Consider the following 16130-nt stretch of genomic DNA (forward strand, 5'->3'; position numbering starts at 1 on the left):
CATGTTTCGCCGCTCCCACGGCCCGAGACTCAAGGTCCGAGGAGGGAACGGCATGAGGGAGTTCGGCGAACTACTGCGCACGCACCGCATCCACGCGGGCCTCACCCAGCAGCAGCTGGCAGATTTCGCGATGGTGAGCGTACGAGCCATCCGCGACCTGGAATGCGGCCGCACAAGATCCCCGCGCGCCGAGACGGTGCGCCTGCTCGCGGACGGCCTGCGCCTGGACGAGGGCAGCCGCCTGAACCTGCAACAGGCCGCCGGTCGCCCGACCGGCCCGGTGCCGGTGGCCCCGCCCGCGCCGACCGCGGCGGTGCAGGGCCGGGAGATGGAGGTCGCCGCGCTGACGGAGCTGCTGACCGCGGGCGAGGGCACGCGTGAGGGCCTGGGCGAGGGCCTGAGAGCCGCTGGGCACGGCTCGGCGGCACTCAGGCGGGAGTCGGCGACGGTTGCCGGCGGTGGTGCGGCCGCGTACGTCGCCGGGCGCGCGGCGGGGCGGGGTCCGGTCACGATCACCGGCGATGGTGCGGTCACGGACGGCGCGTACGTCGCCGGATACGGGCCGCGGACGAGCCGGGGGTTGGCCGCGGACGGTGGCGCGGTCGAGGACGGGTCGGGGGCGGGACGAGGGCTGGGCACGATCGCGGGCGGTGGTGCGGTGGCGGACGAGGGGTGCGTCACCGGGCACGTCCCGGCGCCTCGGCGGCTCGTCACCATCACCGGCGTCAGCGGGGTCGGCAAGACGCGGCTCGCCCTGGAGGTGGCGGGGGAGCTGCACTTCCGGCTCGGCTGGTCGGTGCTGTGGCACCCGGCGCGGACACCGGTGATCGACGACGACCTCGACACCGTGCTCGTCACCGACCGGCTGCCGGACCTCTGCCTGCTGGCCGCGCACCCGCGGTTGCGCGTCATCGTCACCGCGCTGGCGCCGACCGGGCTGCCGGGCGAGCACGTGTTCCCGTTGGCGGCGCTGGGCGAGGATGCGGCGGTGCGGCTGCTCCTGACGCACGTGCATCGGGTGCGACCCGGTTTCCGGCCCGAACCCACCAACGAGGCCGCGCTGGTCGGCCTCGTGCGCGAGCTGGACGGGTTGCCGTCGGCGCTGGAGTTCGCGGCCGGGTGGTTCATGGTCTACTCACCGCAGCACCTGCTGGAACGGTTGCGCACCAACCCGGTGGACCCGACCTCGGCCCACTTGCGCGACTCTCTGCGCCTCTCGCTGTCCACACTGGACGAGGACGAGCGGGCGCTGCTCACGCGGATGGCCGAGGGGGTCGACTGGGACACCGCGCCCGAGGCGCACGCCCTGAGCGTGCGAGGACTGGTCCGTCGCGCCGGACCCCGATACGAGGTGCTCAACCTCGTGCGCGCGGCGGTGCTGGAACCGGTGTCAGGACCACACCTCACCGGGGGTGTGGCCCTGACCTGGCCCTGCTAGTCACCCGTCCGGGTGGTTGATGAGGGGAGCTTTCATAAACCTGGGGTTGATGAAAGCTCCCCTCATCAATCAGAACTGGGCAGTGAGGCACGCGAGGCGGTCGCCGGCGGTGCCCGCCTTGCCGTGCTCGGTGCTGGTGTGCGAGGCGTGCACGACGACCGCGTTCGCCTCGCCCTTGCGGAACGCCCACGTCACGGTCGCGGTCGCGGTGGCGGCACCGGTCGAGTCGGTGGTGAAGTCGAGCCAGATCTCGTTCTGGGCGTTGGCGTACTTGGGGTCGACGCTCGGCGTGACCGGGTCCTTCTCGTTCTGGTAGTGCGGGCCCGAGTCGGCGGGCTTGGCGCCGCAAGGCTTGGTGTGCACGTGCGAGCCGTACTTCGTGTCCGGCAGCAGGCCGAACACCTTCAGCTCGACCGTCGTCCGTCCATCTGAGACGGAGGTGCCGGTGGAGAGCTTGGCGTCCAACGGAACCCGCGCAACGTCGTACGTGATGCCCTTCGGCTGATCGCCGGACGCCGCCGGGGCCGCCACCGACGCCTCGGCCACCGGCTTGATGGCCGGTGCCGGTGCCGGAGTCGGAGCCGGCGCGGGAGCCGGGGTCGAGCAGGCGGTCAGTCCACCGGTGAGCAGGACGGCACCCACGAGGGCCGCGACAGTCGTGCGCATGGTTCTCCTTGTGTCAACTGCGTTCCATGTTCCCATCCCCTCCACGGCCACGATCGGGTGACTGGTTCAGATCAATTGAGACGAGGTCGGTGAACGCCTGCCGGTAGGCCGCGCACAGGTGATATCCGCCGTGAGTCTCCACTTTGTCCGGTGAGCCGTCCGTCTCGCCGGCCCGGCGATCAAGCGGGTTGTCCTCCCAGCCGTGCACCGGGAAACCCAGATAATCCGTGCGGCGCCACAGGTTGATCCAGCTCGGACCCAGCAACACCGTCAGCCCGCGTTCCGGTGCCGAGCCGGCACCACGCCGCCACGGATCGCACGCGAACAACGCACCCGCCCGCACCGGCGGCGTGCCCAGCACCGCGGGACCCAGCAGTTCGGGGAAGACCCGCCCGAAGTACGGCCGCAGCTGCACGCCGTACGTCAGCAGCTGAACCCGTTGCAAATACCCTTCCGGCAAAGCGAAAAGCGCCGCGACGGCCAGGACCGCGCCCAGGCTGTGCGCCGACAGCACCACGCGATGCTCAGGCGAGGAATCCAGGAACTCGCGGGAACGGTCGGCGATCTCCGGCACCGCGCGCTCGGCATAGCAGGGCGGCGCGAACGGGTGCGCCGTGCGCGGCAGGAAGCACATCAGGTCCCACAACAACCCGAGCGGCCGGCGGTTCGTCAGCATCCCGGCGCCGACGAACGACCCGATCACCGCGACCCCGGCGAGTCCGACGACCCAGTCGCCCTTGCCCACCACCCACGTCACGCCCTGCCACTGCGACCACGAAGGCGCGTCGAAAGTCAGGTAACAGGTCAGCACCAGCGCCAGCACACCACCCGAAGACAGCACCCCGATGACGTTCTCCGCCCGGTGCGTCACGGCGACCACGTGCCGCACCCGCACGACGAGCACCTCGGCCTCGCCGTCGAGCACCGCGGGCCCGAACAGCCGCCACAACAACACCAACGCCTGCACGATCACCAGCAGCACCAACGGAATCAGTGCGACAGCGAAGGCCGCGCTGAACCACGAGTAGAACGACGGCGCCCGCAAACCCGTCCCGACCCAGCCCCGGAACGTCAGCACCAGCACCGTCGACAACATCACCGACGCCGTCAGCGACAACCCCAGCAGCACACCGGGTCCTGCCCCGCGCCAAGCCTGCCACTCGTCACCGCGACGCGGCCGTGCCCGCCACCCGAGCACCCCGCCGACCGCGAGAGCGCCCACCCACGCCAGCGAAAACCAATACGTGCCAACCATGAACGCCACGAACAGAACCAACAGCACCAAAGGCCCCTTGGCGTCGTTGCGCCGCCACGACCACGCCGCCAGCACCGATCCGAGCAGCGCCACCGTGACGACCGGCGGCCCCCACGAGGTCAGCCACAGCGGGCCGTCGAACGCCGGCGCGATCGCGTAGAGCCCGAACCCGTGCGTCACCAGCACGAGCACGGCCGAGATCATCAGCAGCCACGACCACAGGCCGCCCTTCTCGGACGACGGCACGTCCGGGCAGTCCGTCGCGGTCACCACGACCCGGCCCAGGACCGTCGCCAGCAGACCGCCCGCGAGCACGGTGAGCACGAAGAAGAACACGTGCTGCAACTGTTGCGCGCTCGTCGCCAGCACCACGACGCAGCACCCCGCCGCGATGTGCAGCCGGGTGAGCCGGCGGATCCGCGGGCTGCCCTCCCACATCGACGACCGGCTGAGCATCACCCCGGCCCGCCGCACCGGCAGGCGGCGCATCGTCGTCATCTCGTACCTGCTGCGGGACAACGAGGTGAGCGCCAGCAGCCCGAGCAACAGCAGCACCGGCACGGCGGACGCGGCCAGCACCCGGACGTGCCGCGGCGGATCACCGAGCAGGTCCATGAACTCCGGCAGCCGCTTGCAGGTCGTACCCGGCAACGAGCACTGGATCGCGTAGAGGTCGATCGCCACCTCGCACACCGCGAGCACCAGCAACACCGTCAGCCCCAGCCCGAACAACCGCGTCGAGGCCGCGCCGCGCCCGGCGTTCCACCAGACCATGCGGCGAGTCGTCGGAATCGAGTCGTCGGGGAGTTTGCGCGACCAGTAGGCGACGTTCGCCAGCCCGAACGGCAGCAGCAACGCCCACCCGACGCGCCCCAGCACGTTCGCGAGCACCGACGGCACCCCGCTGCCCGGCACACCGGGGCTGCTGCGGGCCATGCCGCCCCACGAGTACGCCTCGCGCCGCACGTCGGCCGGCACCTGCCCGGGGTGGTCGGCGGGCAGCTCGGCGAGCTTGTCCGGTTTGGGCCGCCAGAAGCTGCCGAACCGGTCGCCGCGGAACTGTTCGACCGAGTGACCGGGGAGCGCCAGCATCGCGTCCGGGGGCGTGTTGTTGACCCCGTGGATGCGCAGTTCCAGGGTCCGAGGACTCATCGCCGGCCTCCCTTTACTCCAGTTGTCGTCCCGAAAACTGCTCCAGTTAGCGGCCGAACGGGTGAAAAAGGTGTATCCAGCCGCCCTGGAAAGCCTCTACTTGGCAAGGAGGCACCACCATGACCGCAACCGCTCACCCGAACGTCGCAAACTCCGTCGGACTCGCCGAGTTCCTCGCGACGGCGGGCACGCTCACCCTGGCGCAGCGCAAGCTCATCGTCGACCAGGCGCTGATCCTGCTGGAACAGAACTACGCGCACCTACCGTTGAAAGTCGCCATGCACGCGGTGAACCCCGTGCAAAGACTCAGGGTCCTACGAGCAAGACTCGAACGGCAGACCGACGCCACGGCCGAGCCCGAGTGGCAGTTCCACCGCGAGCTGTCGTCGACCTTCCACTCGGTGCGCGACCTGCACACGAACTACCTGCTGCCCGCGCCGTTCGCGGGCAAGATCGCCTTCCTGCCGTTCCAGCTGGAACGCTGCTTCGCCGAGGACGGCACCGAGCAGTACCTCGTCGCCCGCACGGTCGCGGGCTTCGACGGCCTCGCGGCCGGCACCGAGGTGACGCACTGGAACGGCATGCCGATCACCCGCGCCGTCGCGTTGAACGGCGCGATCTTCGCGGGCAGCAACACCGCCGCGAACCTCGCCCGCGGCCTGGAGTCGCTCACGTTGCGCCCCTTGGTGATCCAGCTCCCGCCCGACGAGGACTGGGTCGTCGTCACGTACCGGGGCGCGGCGGGTTCCGAGGAGATCCGGGTCGACTGGCAGGTCACCGACAACCTGCCGCCGATGACCGACGTCGACTCGCTGTCGCCCGCCGCGGCCGCGCAGGGCGTGGACCTGGACTCCGACGAGAAGGCCCGGGCCAAGAAGTTGTTGCACGCCCCCAAGGTCGTGCAGGCCGAGGCGTCCGGCGGCGCCGTCGCGATGGCCGAGCAGGACGTCCCGACCACCATGCCCGGCGTGTTCCGCGCCCGTCCGGTGATCACGCCGTCCGGCACGTTCGGCCACCTGCGGATCTTCACGTTCAGCGTCGACGACCCCGAGGCGTTCCTCGCCGAGTTCGTCCGGCTCGCGGCCCTGTTGCCGCAGAACGGACTCATCGTCGACGTCCGGGACAACGGCGGCGGCCACATCTTCGCCTCGGAGTTCCTGCTGCAGACGATGACGCCGCGGCGGATCGCCCCGGAACCCGTGCAGTTCCTGAGCACGCCGCTGAACCTGCGGATCTGCCGCCGGCACGCGGAGGACCCGACCGGGCAGATCGACCTCGGCCCGTGGTTCCCGTCGCTCGACTCCTCGACCGAGACCGGTCAGGCGTTCTCCTGCGCCCACACCATCACGCCGGTCGACGGCGCGAACGCGGTGGGCCAGACCTACCACGGCCCCGTCGTGCTGATCACCGACGCGCGCTGCTACTCCGCCACCGACATCTTCGCCGCGGGCTGGGCCGACCACGAACTGGGCCCGATCCTCGGCGTGGACGACAACACCGGTGCCGGCGGCGCGAACGTGTGGACGCACGGGCTGTTGATGACGCTGCTGAAGATCCCGGCACCGGGCGACGCCGAGTCGCCGTACAAGACGTTGCCGGGCAAGGCGAACATGCGCGTCTCGATCCGCCGCACGTTGCGGGTCGGCAAGCTCTCCGGCACGCCGGTGGAGGACCTGGGCGTGCGCCCGACGCACCAGCACAAGGTGACGCGGGCGGATCTGTTGCAGGGCAACGTGGACCTGCTCGCCCGCGCGGGCGAGCTGCTCGCCGCGCAACCGGTGCGGCGGCTCGGCGTGGCGGTCGACGGGACGACCGTCTCACTGGACACCGTGAACCTCGACCGGGTGGACGTCTACCTCGACGGCCGCCCCGCCACCTCCCTGGACGTGACCGACGGCGCGCACATCGTGACGCTGGCCGCGGCCGGGAACGAGGTGCGTGTCGAGGGGTTCGCGGACGGACAGCTGGTGGCCGCGCGCAAGGTCGCCAGTTGAAAAGGGCGGGCGCTTCCGGTGACTCCATGACCGGAAGCGCCCGCTCCTGTTCGTGCTACTACTTGGTGAACGTGTAGGCGCGGTCAGACGCGACCGCCGCCAGCTGCTTCTCGGTGTCGGCCTGCCAGCTCTGCGCCCAGACGACCTCGCCGTTCGGGCGGAAGTTCCACGCCGCGTGGATGCCGAACCGGTCGTCGACCGTGAAGACGGTCACGCCGCCCTTGTGGTCGCGCACCTGGCCGGTGCACTTGTCCCGCTCGCAGAGCTGCTTCGGCGACTCCTTGAACTGACCGGGCGCGTTGACCTGCATGTACGTCTGGACGTTCTGGCCCTGGTAGTCGAACGTGGTCCAGTTGCCCATGTACTGCATGTCGTCGAACACGCCTTCGGCCTCGCCGCCCCACTTGCCGGGCTCGACGTTGGTCGCGCCGCGGAAGACCCGCGGGAACGTCCGCTCCTGACGGGCGGAGAACCCGTCAGCCTGCTTCTGCAGCTCCGCCTTGGTCTTGTGGACCGGCGTGACGTCCTTCGGCGGCCACGCGAGGTCCGCGGAAGCCGACGCCGACGCCGTGCTCGCGAGACCGAGGAGAGCGAGGCCCGTCAGGGCAGCCGTCATCACGTTGCGCATGCGCATGAATCCCCCTGGTGATCGTTTGGCTTGCAGTGAGAAGACGCCGCAAGATCACCGGAGGTTGCACACGGATTTTCTCGCTAGCGCGTGAACGTGTAGGCGCGGTCGGAGGCGATCGCCGCCAGCTCGGCCGGGTCTTCCTCCCGGGAGCCCTGGACGAAGACCACCTCGCCGTTCGGGCGGAAGTTGTGCGCCACCCTGTCGTTGTACCGGTCGTCCTCGGAAAAGACGGTCACGCCACCTTGGTCGTCGCTGACCGTGCCGGTGCACGTCCTCTCCTCGCAGAACTCCTCCGGCGAGCTGCCGAAGAAACCGGGGGCGTTGACCTGCGTGATCAGACTGGTCCACTCCCACTGCTCCGCGCCAGGCTTCTTGAACCGGACCTCGTTGGCCATGTATTGCTGGCCGTCTTCCAACACTCCGTCGCGCAGACCGCCCCACGGGCGCGGCGTGACGAACCGGGCGCCGGGGAAGATCTCCGGGTAGCTCTGCAGCTGGTGCGCGGTGAACTCGTCGGCCTGCTGCTGCAGTTCCGCCTTGGTCTTGTGGATCGGCGTGACGTCCTGCTGGGCGGACGCCGTGCCCACGAGTCCGATGAGCGCGAAACCGCTCAGGGCAGCCGCCATTACCTTGCGCATGTATCCCCCATGATGAGGTTGTTGACCTTGCCATGGAAAGACACGCGGTTGGAACACCAGAAGGTTGCACGCTCGTTCGGTTACAACCAACCTCGCCGCATCGCCTGCACCCCGGCCTGGAACCGGGTCTGCGCGCCGCACCGGTCCATCAGCTGCCGCACCCGCCGCTGCACCGTCCGCGGCGCCAGTCCGAGCTGCCGCGCGATCGACTCGTCGGTCAGCCCGGCCGCGAGCAGCCCCAGCAGGTTCGGGTCCACATCGGCCGCCGCCGCGTAGATCCCACCCGGACTGAACGGGATTCCCTTGTCCCAGTACAGCTCGAACGTCGAACGCAGCACGTCCAGCAACGCCGACGGCCTGATCAGCAGCACCTTGTCGACCACGTCGGCGTTCACCACGGGCAGCACCGCCGCGTGCTTGTCGATCACCGCGAGCTTGAACGGCAGCGTCGGCGTGACGCGAGCCCGTTCGCCGGCCGCGACCAGGTCGATGATCTCCGCGACCCGGCCGGGGAGGTCCACAGCGGACCGGTCGTAGACGACCCGCCACTGCACGTCCCGTTCGCGGGTTTCGTCCTCCAGCACGACGTGCTGGCCCAGCGGCGTGATGTACGGCGGCTGGTCGAGCACGCAGACCTCGTCGCGGGCGCCGCGCAGCAGGGTGTGCCACAGCTCGCGGACCGCGCTCACCCCGGAGATCACCTCGACGAACGCGTTGTCCGCCAGTTCCTCGTCGCGGTTGCGCAGGTAGAGCTCCATCAACGGGCCGACGTCCGCGCGCGCCTTGCGGTTCTGCTCCTCGCGGGTGGCGATCAGCGCCTCGACGGCGAGATCCGGCGCGACCGCCTGCCAGACGTCGCCGGGCAGGTGCCGGACCATCCCGAGCTCCCGCATCTCCTCCAGCACCGACGCCGCGACGCCGATCTCGTCGGTGGTGCGGCTGCCTCCCGTTACCAGGAGCTCGTAAACGGCGGATAGCTCCGATGAGACGCCCAAGTGTCCGAACACGGCCATATTGTGCGCCATTCAGCGCAGTGCCCCTGTCGTGAACACGCCAGTGTCGTTATTCGGACGCCACTAGACCTGTTTTCGCAGGTGTGACCCGACTTACGGTCCTCGTCACCTCCGCAGCCGGTTCAGAACCCTGACGCCCTCAACGGCACGCGAAGGTCATGCGTGGAAGGACCTCACGTGAACGGATTGCGACGCACGAGTGTGTGCGCCGCGGCAGTTTCCGCCGCCGTGCTCAGCGTTGTCTCACCTGTCAGCGCTGCTCCTTCGCCGGTCCAGTCCCAGCCGGACTCGACCCAGGTGAACCGCCCGTTCGAACGGCTGATCGTCGGCTACAAGCCGGGCACCGCCGAAGCCTCGTCCGACACCGCTGCCTCGGACGACGTGAAGAACAAGGGCAAGTCCGTGCACCGCCGCATGGCGAGTGGCGCGGTCGTCGTCGACCTCGGCTCGAAGACCACGAACGCCGAGTCGACGATCCAGGCCTTCAAGGCCGACCCCGATGTCGCCTACGTCGAGCCGGACCTGCTGATGCAGCCGTTCGCCGACCCGAACGACACCGAGTACTCCCGGCAGTGGGACCTGTTCGAGGCCACCGCGGGCATGAACGTGCCCGGCGCGTGGTCCAGCACCACCGGCGCCGGCGTGACCGTCGCCGTGATCGACACCGGCTACGTCGCGCACAGCGACCTGGCGAGCAAGGTCGTCGCGGGATACGACTTCGTCTCCGACTCGGCCCGCGCCCGTGACAACAACGGCCGCGACTCGAACCCGGCCGACGAAGGCGACTGGACGGCGCGCGGCGAGTGCGGCACCGACGCCTCCGGCAACCCGGTTCCCGCCGCCGACCAGGGCTCGTCCTGGCACGGCACGCACGTGGCCGGCACGATCGCCGCCGCCACGAACAACAGCAAGGGCATCGCGGGCATCGCCTACGACGCCAAGATCCAGCCGTTGCGCGTGCTCGCCAAGTGCGGTGGCGCCACCTCCGACATCGCCGACGCGATCACCTGGGCGTCCGGTGGCACGGTGAGCGGTGTGCCCGCGAACGCCACGCCCGCCAAGGTCATCAACATGTCGCTGGGCGGTCAGTCGTCCTGCTCGACGACCTACCAGAACGCGATCACCGGTGCCATCAACCGCGGCACCACGGTCGTCGTCGCGGCCGGCAACTCGAACATGAACGTCGCGAACTTCACCCCCGCCAACTGCTCCGGCGTCATCACCGTGGCGGCGACCGGCCGTGAGGGCAACAAGGCGTTCTACTCGAACTTCGGCACCCGCATCGACATCGCGGCGCCCGGCGGCGAGACCCGTCGCGGCACCGACACCCCCGGCACCATCACCACGCCGGAGAACGGCATCTGGTCGACGCTGAACGCCGGCACGACCACCCCCGGTGCCGAGAACTACAAGCCCTACCAGGGCACGTCGATGGCCGCCCCGCACATCGCGGGCCTCGCGGCACTGCTGGTGGCGAAGAAGCCGTCGCTGACCCCGGCCCAGGTCAAGGACCTGATCAAGACCAACGCCCGCCCCCTGCCGGGCACCTGCTCCGGTGGTTGCGGCGCCGGCCTGGCCGACGCGACCAAGGCCGTGAACGCTCTGGACACCACGCCGCCTCCCAGCGGTGGTCTGGAGAACACGACCGACGTCCAGATCACGGACCTCGGCACGGTCACGTCCTCGATCACCTCCACGGTGACGGGCAACGCCTCCTCCACCACCAAGGTCGGCGTGGACATCGTCCACACCTACCGCGGTGACCTGGTGATCGACCTGATCGCGCCGGACGGCACCGCCTACCGGCTGAAGAACTCGTCCTCTTCGGACAGTGCCGACAACGTGGTGGCGACCTACACGGTCAACGCCTCGTCCGAGGTCGCGGCGGGCACGTGGAAGCTGCGGGTCCAGGACGCGTACTCCGGTGACACCGGGTACATCAACTCCTGGAACCTGACCCTGCGATAGCTCCACGAGTTCGCCGAGGGGCGGCGCCTCCCATCCTGCTGGGGGCGCCGCCCTTTCACATGCGCACCAGGGCTTGTGCAACGGGGAAGCGCCACCCGCGGGTAACGTCGGGGACATGGCGACACTGGTGACGTTCCACGCGCATCCCGACGACGAGTGCATCGTCACGGGCGGCGTGATGCGGAAGGCGTTCGAGGAGGGACATCGGGTCGTGCTCGTCGTCGCGACCCGCGGGGAGGTCGGTGAGATCCCGGACTTCCTGGCCGACGGCGAGGAACTCTGGCAGCGCCGGGTCCTCGAGACGCACGCGGCGGCGGACCTGCTGGGCGTCGCGCGGGTGGAGTTCCTGGGGTACCTGGACTCCGGGATGATGGGGGACGAGCTCAACGACCGGCCGGGATCGTTCTGGACGGCCGATGTCGAGGAAGCGGCCCAGAAACTCGCCGCGATCCTGCAGGAAGAGGACGCGCGGGCGCTCACGATCTACGACAGCTTCGGCGGCTACGGCCACCCGGACCACATCCAGGTGCACCGGGTGGGCAAGCGCGCGGCGGAGATCGCCGGTACGCAGGCCGTCTACCAGGCGACGATGAGCCGCGAGAACATGACGGAGGCGTTCCGGCGCTTCGGTGAGGTGGATCTCGACGCACCGGAGCAGGCGGGAACGCCGGAAGCGGAGATCACCGCGCGCGTCGACGTGACGAAGTACCTCGACGTGAAGCGGGCCGCGATGCGGGCCCACGCCTCACAGATCGCCGAGCAGTCGTTCTTCCTGTCGATGGACGACGAGATGTTCGCCTTCGCGTTCGGCACCGAGTGGTTCATCCGCGAAGGACACGCTCCGGAGACCACTTTGGACCTGTAGCACACGAAGCGGGGACGGCTCCTGCTGGAGCCGTCCCCGTTCTCGTGCGGTTATTTCACGCTAGTTCACGCGCTGCGGCGGCGGCGCAGGAACAGCAGGGTGCCGGCACCGGCGCCCACGAGCCCCAGACCCGAGAGCAGCAGCCACAGCGGGGACGCACCGGTCGCCGCGAGCGGCGGTTCCGGCGTGCTGCCACCGGGAGCCGGGGCGGGCGGCGTCACGGAGGACGAGGGCGCCTCCGTCGTGGTCACCACGGGCGGCTGCTCCGGCTTCGGCTCCTCCGGCTTGGGCTGCTCCGGCTTCGGCTGTTCCGGCTTGGGCTGCTCGGGCTTCGGCGGCGCCTGGACGCACTTCGTGACCAGCTTGGCCCAGCTGAAGTTGTAGTTCTTCCTCGAGGTGGTGTCGGACGCGACCACCTCCACGCTGAAGTTGTGGTCCGCCGAGGCGTCGAGCTTGTCCCACGTCCTCGACCAGCTCTCGCTGAAGTTCCTCAGCGGCTGGAGCTCCGTGTTGCCGTCCTTGACGATCACGGTGTTCTTGTTGCCACCCGCGTACTGGGTGAGTGACACCTTCAGCGTGGTCACTTTCGCGTTCTGGTCGCAGTAGGCCTCCACCTTGGGGGTGTGGGCGCTGGCCGGGGTCGCCAGTGCCAATGAGACCAGGGTCGCGGTGGCCGTCACCACGAACGCGCCAAGAACTCTACTTGCCAACTGAATTCTCCTGCTCTGCTTTGTGCATGGCGGATCGAGCACATTTGGTTTCTTGATCACCCGACCGGGTGAACCGGGCCACGCTAGCAACACAGGGCGGTCGAAAGGTCACTGTCCGGCAACACTTGCATCGTCACACAGGGAATTTCGTCACCCTCTCGAGCAGGCCGAGCATCCCGGCCACCAGACGCATCTGTTCCACGCCACGGACATCCGCGTCCAGCAGCCTCGGCGAACAGATCATCACGGCGAGTGCCTGAGCGCGGGAGAGTGCCACGTTCAATCTGTTGCGTGACAAAAGAAAGTCCAGGCCACGGGGTAGGTCCACGGTGGACGAGGACGTCATCGACATGATGACCGCGGGTGCTTCCTGCCCCTGGAAGCGGTCCACAGTGCCCACTCGGGTTTCGTCGAACCCCGCATCGGCCAACCGGCGCCGGATCACCCGGACCTGCAGGTTGTAGGGCGCCACCACCAAGACGTCCGCATCGGTCAGTTCGCGCGTTTTGCCGTTGTCCGTCCAAGTCCGGCCGACGATTCGTCGGACGGTGTCCACCACGGCGTCGGCCTCCTCGACCGACGACGTGATGTTGTGCCGGTGGTCGATCTCCCGGAGGTAGATGCCGGGTTCGATGCCTTCGATTCGCCTGTTGTGGGCGGTTTCGTGCGAATGGAGCAGTCCGGCGTAGGACAGTTCCGACACCGGCCTGCAGACCGCCGGGTGCATCCGCCGGGTCTCGGCCAGGAAATAGCCCAAATGGTCAGGGATGACGTCCGCGTCACCGAGCAGGTGCCCCAGCGCGGACGCGTCCGACCCCGGCGGGTGCACGCCCTGCACGACCTGCGGCAGCTGCTGCGGATCTCCCAGCAGCACGAGGTTCCTGGCCGCCGTCGCCACCGCCACGGCGTCGGCCAGCGCGAACTGGCCGGCCTCATCGATGATCATCACGTCGAACGGCTGCGCCTTGATCACGGCGTTGGAGAACGTCCAGGCCGTGCCGCCGACCAGGTGCCCCTGCGGGTGTTCCTCCCGCCAGCGGGCCAGCGCGCCGTTGTCCTTCGGCTGGTCCCACGGCAGGTCCTCTTCGGGCTTTCCCTTGGGACGCTTGGCCATCGGGATGTCCGGGTCGACGCTGGAGAGGACGTTCTCCACGGCCTTGTGCGACGTGGACGTCACCGCGACGGTCTTGCCCTGGTCGATCAGGTGCTTCACGAGCTTGGTCGCCAGGTACGTCTTGCCCGCGCCGGGTGGTCCCTGCACGGCGAGCGTGCCGCCGTCGAGCTGGTCGACCGCCTTGATCACGGCTTGCACGACGTCCGGGTGCTGCGGCAACGGTTGCGCGGGCGGCGTGCGCAACAACAGGTCGATGCCGGGGTTGCGGGGGAGCAGTGGCAGCAGGTGCACGGCCTGTTCGGCGAGCTCCGCGACGGCTTCGTCCTTCGGCGACGCCGGCACCGGGCTGCCGGGCAGCACCGCGACGGGCAGTTCGCCGTGCTCCTGCGCGTTGCTCTCGGTCAGCACCAGCTCGTACGGGTTGTCGTCCGACACGACGGCGTTGCGCGTGACGTTGCCGGGGTAGAGCAGCCTGACCTGCTCGTCCTTGCCGAACGGGTGCGGCCGCTCGGGGTCGATCCGGGCGTGCACCTGCCGCTTGTGCGTGCGGACCCGTCCGCTCGGCGGCACCCAGTCCTCCGCCCGCAGCGTGATCGGCACCGCGCAGTTGGAGTCCGTCTCCAGGTCCGAGATCGGCGCGCTGGCCTGCCGGAAGAAGTCACCCCACGCGGGACTCGCCTCCCGCCGGTGGTACCCGACTGTCGCCGCGAACAACGCGTGCCCCTCGGCGAGCAACGGCTCGGTCAACGCGGCCATCCGGCGCGCCCGCTCCGCCGCCTTCTCCAGCGCGGCCTCGTCCCGCTCCTCGCGCACCGCGGTCTCGACGCCGTGCTCGCGCTTGATCCCCTCCAGCAGATCACGGACACCCCGAGTGGGGATCTCGTCGTCCAGCAACGGTTTCAGCGCCTGCAGCGTGTACTCCCGAGTGGACACCCTGATCACCCGCCGGGTCAGCGCACCCAGATCCACGCACCGCCGCACGAGTTCGTCCACTTCGGACTCCAGCGTCGCCGTGCGCGCCGCCCGTCCCGCCAGGTCGTGCGGCGTGAAGTGGTACACCGTGCCGGTCGGCGTGCGCTCGACGAACTCCGCGAACGTGCCCTCCCAGCCGGGCGTGCGGAACCTGTCGCCGTCCACCTCGAGGAACACGTCGTCCTCGGCCGGCTCCGGCAGGTTCTGCAGCGCTTCCGGCGCCACGACCTCGTAGCTCATCACCCCGGTGCGTTCCTGCTCCACCTGCAACCGCGCCTGCGCGGCCAGCGCGGTGAAGCTCGCGGGGGAGAGGGTGGCGGGCCGTTCGTCGGTCTTCGCGAGCGCGTCGATCGTGTCGATGCCGGCGGAAACCAGCTTCCGCCGCTGGTCCGCCCGGAGCCCGGCCACGAGCGACAGGTCCCGCGCCTCCTCCCGACCGGACGCGCAGTGGCGGGCGAACCGGCACCCGTTGCACGCGGCCCGCACATCGCCCCACGACCGCTGCGGCGCAGGTGAGGGCTTCGCGAGCCGCGCCTTGAGCCGCTCCAGCAACGGGGCGAAGTCGGCGATCCGGAACGACGTGCGCCGGCCGTCGATGATCAGGTGCGCGCGCTCGGCACCCAGCGCCTGCGCCGCCGCGGTCAGTGACAACACGGCCAGCGGCGTGGCCTCCTGGACCTCTTCGCACGGCTCATAACCCTCGGGCGTGCGAACGAGGGTCTGGGCCGAGCAGTGGAACACGCCGTCGAAGAACACGGCGTTCTCGACCAGGTCCGCGCCGGAGTGCGTCTCCGCGGCCGTCCGAGCGGCCTCGCGGTGCAGCTCATCGGGGTCGCCACGCCGTTCGTCACGTGCCAGGTGGCTCCGGTGCTCGCATTCGAGCAGGTCGACGAGATCGGACGGGCTGGCGAGCATGGCTGCCGATGTTAGCTGTCCCTGGCGGCACGGGCGGACGACCCGCGTTCATCCCCGGTACGCGCGTCGTCCGCCCGCACCACCAGGTCTCAGACGTTCGCCTCCACCAACGACAGCAGTGCCTCGTGGTGCGTGTTCGGGTAGTCGTGCGGCTTGAACGGACGCGTCTGCGCCCGCACCAACGCCGCCGCGGCCGCCAGTTCGCCGGTCCGCACCTCGGTGTCCCGGTGCAGGAACGCGAAGTGCGGCTCGCGCACCTCGTCAGGCCACAGCAACGTGTGCAGCACGATCACACCGTGCTGCGCCCGCATGGCGGCCAAGGTCTCCCTGCCGCGCAACGCGAACTTCACGATCGCTGCCGTCTTGGTGCGCTCCAGGGTCTCCCGCAGCAGCACGTACGACCGCACCGCCAGGTCGTCCGGCTCGACGTAGTAGCTGCGGTGCAACGCGATCGGGTCCAGATCGCTGACCGGCGCGAACTGCTGCACGTCGATCACGCCGTCCTCGGGCGCGGGCAACGAGTGCGGGTCGATCTGCACGATGCGGCCGTCCTCGAGCTCGTAGCCGCGGCCTATGTCGTCCGGTGTCAGCCGTAACGAGCACTCGCCGCACACCTGTTGGTGCCGCACGCGCCCGCTGTCCTCGCGGTGCACCAGGTGCACCCTGCTGCGATGTTCGGTCGACGCGGACACCAGCCGCACCGTCATCGTCGTCATGCCGAACCGAAGTGCTCCCCGCCACACAGTCCTCATGACAAATGGGTACTCGAACACGTGGTCGAATAGACCTGTCCGGTGAC

General features: G+C 69.5%; 12 protein-coding genes. 4 read left to right on the forward strand and 8 right to left on the reverse strand.

Going from position 1 to position 16130, the window contains the following annotated elements; genetic code table 11:
* Nucleotides 1–52: 52 nt before the first annotated feature.
* Nucleotides 53–1438 carry a helix-turn-helix domain-containing protein gene (locus G7043_RS16830; protein ID WP_166046609.1) on the forward strand — a complete coding sequence of 462 codons (1386 nt, stop codon included), beginning with the start codon at nucleotides 53–55 and terminating at the stop codon, nucleotides 1436–1438.
* Nucleotides 1439–1507: 69 nt separating this feature from the next.
* Here the strand turns inward: G7043_RS16830 and G7043_RS16835 are convergent, their stop codons facing one another.
* Both G7043_RS16835 and G7043_RS16840 read right to left on the reverse strand, forming a co-directional pair.
* On the reverse strand, nucleotides 1508–2104 hold the full coding sequence (locus tag G7043_RS16835; RefSeq protein ID WP_166046610.1) for a superoxide dismutase family protein: 597 nt from the start codon (nucleotides 2102–2104) through the stop codon (nucleotides 1508–1510).
* Between the two features lie 13 nt (nucleotides 2105–2117).
* The gene (locus G7043_RS16840) at nucleotides 2118–4511 is read right to left on the reverse strand and encodes a hypothetical protein (RefSeq protein WP_166046611.1); all 2394 of its coding nucleotides are present in this window, start codon (nucleotides 4509–4511) and stop codon (nucleotides 2118–2120) included.
* A 119-nt stretch (nucleotides 4512–4630) separates the two neighbouring features.
* Between G7043_RS16840 and G7043_RS16845 the strand changes: the two genes are divergently transcribed.
* The gene (locus G7043_RS16845) at nucleotides 4631–6505 is read left to right on the forward strand and encodes a S41 family peptidase (RefSeq protein WP_166046612.1); all 1875 of its coding nucleotides are present in this window, start codon (nucleotides 4631–4633) and stop codon (nucleotides 6503–6505) included.
* Nucleotides 6506–6563: 58 nt separating this feature from the next.
* On the opposite strand, the gene G7043_RS16850 is transcribed toward G7043_RS16845, so the two are convergent.
* The 3 genes from G7043_RS16850 to G7043_RS16860 form a co-directional block, all read right to left on the reverse strand.
* On the reverse strand, nucleotides 6564–7139 hold the full coding sequence (locus G7043_RS16850) for a hypothetical protein (protein WP_166046613.1): 576 nt from the start codon (nucleotides 7137–7139) through the stop codon (nucleotides 6564–6566).
* A gap of 77 nt (nucleotides 7140–7216) precedes the next feature.
* Nucleotides 7217–7774 (reverse strand): hypothetical protein, encoded by a 558-nt coding sequence (locus G7043_RS16855; RefSeq protein WP_166046614.1) that lies wholly within the window; start codon nucleotides 7772–7774, stop codon nucleotides 7217–7219.
* 80 nt (nucleotides 7775–7854) lie between these two features.
* The gene (locus G7043_RS16860; protein ID WP_166046615.1) at nucleotides 7855–8781 is read right to left on the reverse strand and encodes a LuxR C-terminal-related transcriptional regulator; all 927 of its coding nucleotides are present in this window, start codon (nucleotides 8779–8781) and stop codon (nucleotides 7855–7857) included.
* A gap of 183 nt (nucleotides 8782–8964) precedes the next feature.
* Between G7043_RS16860 and G7043_RS16865 the strand changes: the two genes are divergently transcribed.
* Nucleotides 8965–10755 carry a S8 family peptidase gene (locus tag G7043_RS16865; RefSeq protein WP_207311272.1) on the forward strand — a complete coding sequence of 597 codons (1791 nt, stop codon included), beginning with the start codon at nucleotides 8965–8967 and terminating at the stop codon, nucleotides 10753–10755.
* A 115-nt stretch (nucleotides 10756–10870) separates the two neighbouring features.
* Complete coding sequence (locus G7043_RS16870) at nucleotides 10871–11620, forward strand: PIG-L family deacetylase (protein ID WP_166046616.1); 750 nt, start codon at nucleotides 10871–10873, stop codon at nucleotides 11618–11620.
* Between the two features lie 65 nt (nucleotides 11621–11685).
* Here G7043_RS16870 and G7043_RS16875 read toward each other — a convergent pair whose 3' ends face one another.
* From G7043_RS16875 to ku, 3 genes are all read right to left on the reverse strand, one after another.
* Nucleotides 11686–12330, reverse strand: a complete 645-nt coding sequence (locus G7043_RS16875; protein WP_166046617.1) for an LPXTG cell wall anchor domain-containing protein — start codon at nucleotides 12328–12330, stop codon at nucleotides 11686–11688.
* A gap of 133 nt (nucleotides 12331–12463) precedes the next feature.
* Nucleotides 12464–15331 carry a bifunctional RecB family nuclease/DEAD/DEAH box helicase gene (locus G7043_RS16880; RefSeq protein WP_166046618.1) on the reverse strand — a complete coding sequence of 956 codons (2868 nt, stop codon included), beginning with the start codon at nucleotides 15329–15331 and terminating at the stop codon, nucleotides 12464–12466.
* An 89-nt stretch (nucleotides 15332–15420) separates the two neighbouring features.
* Nucleotides 15421–16083 carry a non-homologous end joining protein Ku gene (gene ku / locus G7043_RS16885; RefSeq protein WP_166046619.1) on the reverse strand — a complete coding sequence of 221 codons (663 nt, stop codon included), beginning with the start codon at nucleotides 16081–16083 and terminating at the stop codon, nucleotides 15421–15423.
* Between the last annotated feature and the right edge of the window lie 47 nt (nucleotides 16084–16130).

It is taken from the genome of Lentzea alba (assembly GCF_011067745.1).
GTDB lineage: Bacteria > Actinomycetota > Actinomycetes > Mycobacteriales > Pseudonocardiaceae > Lentzea > Lentzea alba.

What these genes read in the sequence shown, in the direction of transcription:
- G7043_RS16830 (WP_166046609.1), top strand. Translation starts at nt 53, where the DNA reads ATGAGGGAGTTCGGCGAACTACTGCGCACGCACCGCATCCACGCGGGC.
- G7043_RS16835 (WP_166046610.1), bottom strand. Translation starts at nt 2,104, where the DNA reads ATGCGCACGACTGTCGCGGCCCTCGTGGGTGCCGTCCTGCTCACCGGT.
- G7043_RS16840 (WP_166046611.1), bottom strand. Translation starts at nt 4,511, where the DNA reads ATGAGTCCTCGGACCCTGGAACTGCGCATCCACGGGGTCAACAACACG.
- G7043_RS16845 (WP_166046612.1), top strand. Translation starts at nt 4,631, where the DNA reads ATGACCGCAACCGCTCACCCGAACGTCGCAAACTCCGTCGGACTCGCC.
- G7043_RS16850 (WP_166046613.1), bottom strand. Translation starts at nt 7,139, where the DNA reads ATGCGCATGCGCAACGTGATGACGGCTGCCCTGACGGGCCTCGCTCTC.
- G7043_RS16855 (WP_166046614.1), bottom strand. Translation starts at nt 7,774, where the DNA reads ATGCGCAAGGTAATGGCGGCTGCCCTGAGCGGTTTCGCGCTCATCGGA.
- G7043_RS16870 (WP_166046616.1), top strand. Translation starts at nt 10,871, where the DNA reads ATGGCGACACTGGTGACGTTCCACGCGCATCCCGACGACGAGTGCATC.
- G7043_RS16880 (WP_166046618.1), bottom strand. Translation starts at nt 15,331, where the DNA reads ATGCTCGCCAGCCCGTCCGATCTCGTCGACCTGCTCGAATGCGAGCAC.
- ku (WP_166046619.1), bottom strand. Translation starts at nt 16,083, where the DNA reads ATGAGGACTGTGTGGCGGGGAGCACTTCGGTTCGGCATGACGACGATG.